The sequence below is a fragment of the Streptomyces sp. SID3343 genome (genome assembly GCF_009865215.1).
Taxonomy (GTDB): domain Bacteria; phylum Actinomycetota; class Actinomycetes; order Streptomycetales; family Streptomycetaceae; genus Embleya.
In genome coordinates, this window is sequence record NZ_WWJX01001089.1 from 1 (window position 1) to 4685 (window position 4685).

Genomic DNA, 4685 nt, shown 5'->3' on the forward strand with positions numbered 1-4685 from the left:
GGCAGCACGACAAAGCCCCGGATCATTTTCATGATCCGGGGCTGTGACCTGGGTGGGCGATACTGGGATCGAACCAGTGACCTCTTCGGTGTGAACTACCCGCATTGAGATCGCTGAGGGCTACAGCGCAGGTCAAACGCCATCTCGCGTCTCTGACGGTCGGGTAACGTCGCCGTGGCTGCTGTACTTTGCTGCGGTACAGCAACGGATGGTTCGTCCAATCAGAGTTGGACCTGTTGCACGCGCAACGGCATGCGTGTACCCATGACCCCCGAACCCCTCACAACACGCCGCAACTTCAGGCTTTGCCCCTTGCCCCAGGCTCGTCCTGCGGCACCAAAGAAGCGAGTCGACCGTGTTGCAGCAGTGTTTGTGACCGTAGCCGCGCACTGAGGCTGTCTCGTTTGCGCGATTCGTCACTAGTTCGAAGCTCACCGAAGATGCCCTTGCATCGGGCTTTCCATCTCCTCTGGGCGGCATGGAGCTACGATCAAGCGGTGGAGACGGGGGAGCTGAGTACCTACCTAGTCGCCCTTATCGCAGTGGGGGGAACTCTGCTCGGTGCTGCGGTCGCAGGCCTTATGCAGACTCGCCAGGCGCGACAGATGAGAGGCTGGCAACGAGAAGACCTGCGGCGACAAGAAAGCTTGGCGCTTGTGCAGTCTTCGAGCGCCGCGTTCGAGCAGCGAGAACAAGTTCTGTGGCATGAACGCCGTGCTGTGTACGCGCGTTACATAGAGGCCGTCGACGCATGGATGGCGGCTATCCAGGATCTCCGTGATTCTGGCGGGCTCCAGTCGCTCACTACCGGCCCTATCACCACGACTGAGCAGGCGCGCCTGGCTTCGCCCCTTGCGGCGGCCCAGATAGACGCCTCCAGCAACTTCAAAACAGCCAGCAACGAGATCACCATGTTGGCAGGGAGTCTGGTGGGTCCGGCCGCAACCGACCTCCAGTCCGCGCTGTTCAACGCAGCCCGGTCATGTCTCACGGGGGGAAATGAGCTACCTCAGGTGGCCACGGCCCGAGGGCACGTTATGCGGATGATGCGGCAGGAGCTCACCGAGACGTTCGTTGGCGATCGACACGCCACCCACCCTGCCCGGCGTCGGTCCGCTGGTACGGACCCAACACGTGGCGCGCCTCAGGGAACGACCTGAGGCTCGACTCAGTAAGGGAGTCGGCCCGCACGGTAATCTGGCAGTTGGGTCTTCGGCTCGGATGATGGGAGAGCAAGTGAGCGGGGCTAGCCCACGCGGTACGTACCTCACCGTTGCCGATGTGCTTCGACGTGAACTGGATACTTCGTCTGCTACGGACGTTTTGCTCTCCGAGTCAGGGATCCAAGGACGCTTCGGTGTCTCGCGAACCACCGCACGCCGTGCGCTTGCCGTTCTAGCCGAGGGTGGGTTGATCGAACCCCGGAAGGGCATCGGGTGGCAGCCACGTCATACGTCGAGCCAACCCCTGAAGCCTCTTTATCAGAGCATCGCCAACGACATCATCGACGCAGTTCGGCGTGGGGAGATAGCGATTGGCGGCTCGATCCGGAGTGAAGCTGATTTGGCGAGGATGTTCGGGGCTTCTCGCGGCAAAGTGCGGCAAGCGCTGGCGCACCTGGAGGGCGCAGGCATTCTGACAGCGGTACCGGGCAAGGCTCGCCGTCTTTCCGCCATTCCCGGCGACGTGCGCGAGGCGGATAGCGGCGACCCCGACCGCTCTCGTAGCCTCGAATGATGGAGCTGACGGATTGGGCGTACGAGCTTGCCGGGAACGTTCTAGCGGACGTCTTGCCCCGGCGTTGGGAGCACTCCAAGGGAGTTGCGGCCTGCGCCCAGAAGTTGGGGCCCATGCTCGGTGGCGACGCTGAACTGCTCTACGCGGCTGCTGTCCTTCACGACATCGGCTACGCCCCTGACCTGGCTCAGACAGGGTTCCATCCGCTGGACGGTGCGCGCTTCCTTCGGGATCGTGTGAGTGCCGACGAACGAGTGACGAACCTGGTGGCCCACCACTCCTGCGCGCTGCTCGAAGCGGAAGAGCGCGGTTTGCGTGCCGAGTTGGCTGGTGAGTTCCCGACCGAGCGTGATGACCTGGTCGACGCCCTCATCTACTGCGACATGACGACGACGCCCGACGGGGCTGTGACCAGTCCTCCGGATCGCGTTGCCGAGATCGTCGGACGGTACGGGCCGGAGAGTCTCATCGGCCGCTTTATCCGTCGGGCCGAGCCGGAAATCTACGCTGCGGCGGCTCGGGTCGATCGGCGCCTCTTGGAGTACCGACCGTAGCGCTACCCGATGTATGGCTTCGAGTTGTGTGTGAGTCCATGTGTGATGCGCAGACGGATCGACTGATGAATGTTGAGCGCGTCCAACTCGTGCGTGTCCACCCAGCGGACTGCCTTCGATTCGCTGCTCGTCCGCAGCTCGCCGCCGACTGGCCGGGCTCGGAAGCACAGTGAAAACTGCTGACGCACCTCACCATCGTCGTACGCCATGACGTGGTGCGGATCGGTGTACGTCCCCACCAGATCGAGCACTTCAACGTCGATCCCGGTTTCCTCCCGAACCTCCCGGACGACAGTCTCGGCGATGGACTCCCCGACGTCATGGCCGCCGCCGGGGATAGCCCAGAGGTCGTTGTCAGTGCGATGGATCATCAGTAGGTGTCCGCGCGCGTCAACCACGACTGCGGTCACGGACGGCACAACCGAGTTCGCCACCGGCGCCGCGGGATCGTGGAAGTAGTCGATGCGGGACATCAAGCGTCTCCGAAGTCGGTAGGGCTGGACAGCGGACGGGCGTCGGACCACACCCGATCGATGCTCTCGGCATACGTCGCGAACATCGTTCCCTGGGGCAAGCGTCGAATGTGCAGCACGGGAGCAAGGTATGCACCGACTCCGTGCACATGCGTGTTGACGAGAAGCTCGTCATCCGCACGGTAGATCGAGTTGTAGAGCACGGTGCCGTGCACGCGGAACTCGACGCCGGGCAGGTCGAACAACTTCGAGTAGTTGACCAGCGCGTTCCGGATCTTGCTCGCCATGGCGCCGTGGATGCCCTCATCGGCGCCCCGCTGCGCGACCGCCGTACTCTCCGGGTCGCCGAGCAGGAATCGCACTCTGGCGCCAGCTTGCGCCTTCTCTTGGACAGTCCGTAAGAACAGCGGATCCTCCGAGAGCCAGAACCCGGCGTAGACCAAGACGTCCAGATTCTCGACTGCTCGACCGTAGAGGTCGGTCCATGCGCTGTTCGGGACAACCGAACGATGCGGGTAGAGCGATACCAGCTCGGCTTGGCCAACTTCCGTGGTCGCTTGCGGGCCTTGCTCGTCTGCCCACAGGTACGAAACGTCGCGTCCGAGTACGGACGCCAGGGCATACCTGTTGCGTCGATGAGGCGGCCGTCCGGCCACCCACTTTTCGATCGTCTTGGGATCAACTCCCACGCGCGCGGCGATCGTTGAGAGATCGAAGTCGCTGCTGAGAATGGCCGCCCGTAGGCGCTCGTTCGACACGTCCAACCCCCTTGGCGTTCCGGAACGTTGTCGACAGTAGGCGCAGACGTCCCGAAGTGGCCATAGGCCGGGGTGATCACGTCCCGGCGGCCTGCGACAACGTTGGGTCATCGGCAGAGACGCCGAAAGAAAATTCCGAACGGACTTGACGCGGCCTAGTCGGCGCGGCAATCTGAGATACATGTTCGACATGTATCGCATGTCGAACTAGCTCCCCAGAGATGGCATGGGTGGTCTCTATTTGGGCTGCTCAGGCGCATTTTCGACTTGTACGACCGCACCATCAGGAGCCCCGGACAGAGGGGGCTGAGGGTCCCGGGTCCTTTGCATCCCGGAGGGCAACAGGCTGAAAGGCCGTCCCTGCCTGTAAGCGGGAGCGCGCTCTCGTAAGGGGACAACGCACACGATCTCGATGTTGACGCGCTGGTCAAGCCGCGCGTAGCTCACCACTCGCCCTTCGGGGCGGGGCACACCGATGTGTGCCGGGGCGACTGCCGCCCGACCAAGGAAAGGCAGTCGCCCCGTGGGTCGTTCCTTCGAATCAAGGAGTACGACCGTGAGAACCATTGTGAACGGCCGTCTGGCCATTTCGAGCTTCGAGTTCACCGAGTTGGCGCTCGGCGTCGACCCGGAGCTGTTCACCGGTGTCGACGGGGAGTCCGCCGAAGAGCGGGCTGCTCGCGTCGACGCCGCGCACGACATCCTGTCCGTCCTGTGGCACGAGGACCCCGACTTGGCTGCCTACGCCGAGCAGCTGCTCGGCGAGGTGTCGCAGGCCGCGGTCATGCCGAGCCGGTTCGTCGCCCGACGGTGGGCAGCGCAGCCGGCGCCGGTCGTGGCCCGTCGGTTCGTCGCTCGGCGGTGGGCAGCGTGAGCGACACCGTCTACTCGATGCGCGCCGGCCGACAGCTCGACAAGGCCAAAGTCCTCGAAGCGCAGGCCGCCGCGCAGGCAAAGCAGGCCGAATCCGCGCTCGCCCAGGCGGAGGCCGCCGCGCGGATCACGGCGGTTCAGCGCGAGACGGAGCGCACGGCGCGAGAGGGTGCCGAGCAGGACAAGGCCGCTGCCCGCGAGGCGCGCAACCTTCGTTGGCGCAAGCGGCTCGATGCGGTGCTCGTGCGGCGGGACTTCGTGATGGTCACGTCGATGATGGCCGCTTCGGT

5 protein-coding genes and 1 pseudogene are annotated in these 4685 nt (G+C 64.1%); 4 read left to right on the forward strand and 2 right to left on the reverse strand.

The window, feature by feature from the left end:
* Positions 1–1224 precede the first annotated feature (1224 nt).
* Entirely contained in the window at positions 1225–1737 is a 513-nt protein-coding gene (locus GT354_RS56010; protein WP_272923938.1) for a GntR family transcriptional regulator, read from the forward strand.
* On the forward strand, positions 1737–2291 hold the full coding sequence (locus GT354_RS34210) for an HD domain-containing protein (protein ID WP_161360257.1): 555 nt from the start codon (positions 1737–1739) through the stop codon (positions 2289–2291). The genes GT354_RS56010 and GT354_RS34210 overlap by 1 nt, the downstream gene beginning before the upstream one ends.
* A gap of 2 nt (positions 2292–2293) precedes the next feature.
* Here the strand turns inward: GT354_RS34210 and GT354_RS34215 are convergent, their stop codons facing one another.
* Entirely contained in the window at positions 2294–2764 is a 471-nt protein-coding gene (locus GT354_RS34215; RefSeq protein ID WP_161360258.1) for an NUDIX domain-containing protein, read from the reverse strand.
* Positions 2764–3522 (reverse strand): helix-turn-helix transcriptional regulator, encoded by a 759-nt coding sequence (locus GT354_RS34220; RefSeq protein WP_161360259.1) that lies wholly within the window; start codon positions 3520–3522, stop codon positions 2764–2766. The genes GT354_RS34215 and GT354_RS34220 overlap by 1 nt, the downstream gene beginning before the upstream one ends.
* Before the next feature lie 556 nt (positions 3523–4078).
* Between GT354_RS34220 and GT354_RS34225 the strand changes: the two genes are divergently transcribed.
* Positions 4079–4396, forward strand: a complete 318-nt coding sequence (locus GT354_RS34225; RefSeq protein WP_161360260.1) for a hypothetical protein — start codon at positions 4079–4081, stop codon at positions 4394–4396.
* Positions 4393–4685: pseudogene (locus GT354_RS34230) on the forward strand (hypothetical protein); the annotation flags it as partial. The gene GT354_RS34225 and the pseudogene GT354_RS34230, both read left to right, overlap by 4 nt.

Coding starts and splice junctions, on each gene's coding strand:
- GT354_RS56010 (WP_272923938.1), top strand. CDS start 1,225: ATGGGAGAGCAAGTGAGCGGGGCTAGCCCACGCGGTACGTACCTCACC.
- GT354_RS34210 (WP_161360257.1), top strand. CDS start 1,737: ATGGAGCTGACGGATTGGGCGTACGAGCTTGCCGGGAACGTTCTAGCG.
- GT354_RS34215 (WP_161360258.1), bottom strand. CDS start 2,764: ATGTCCCGCATCGACTACTTCCACGATCCCGCGGCGCCGGTGGCGAAC.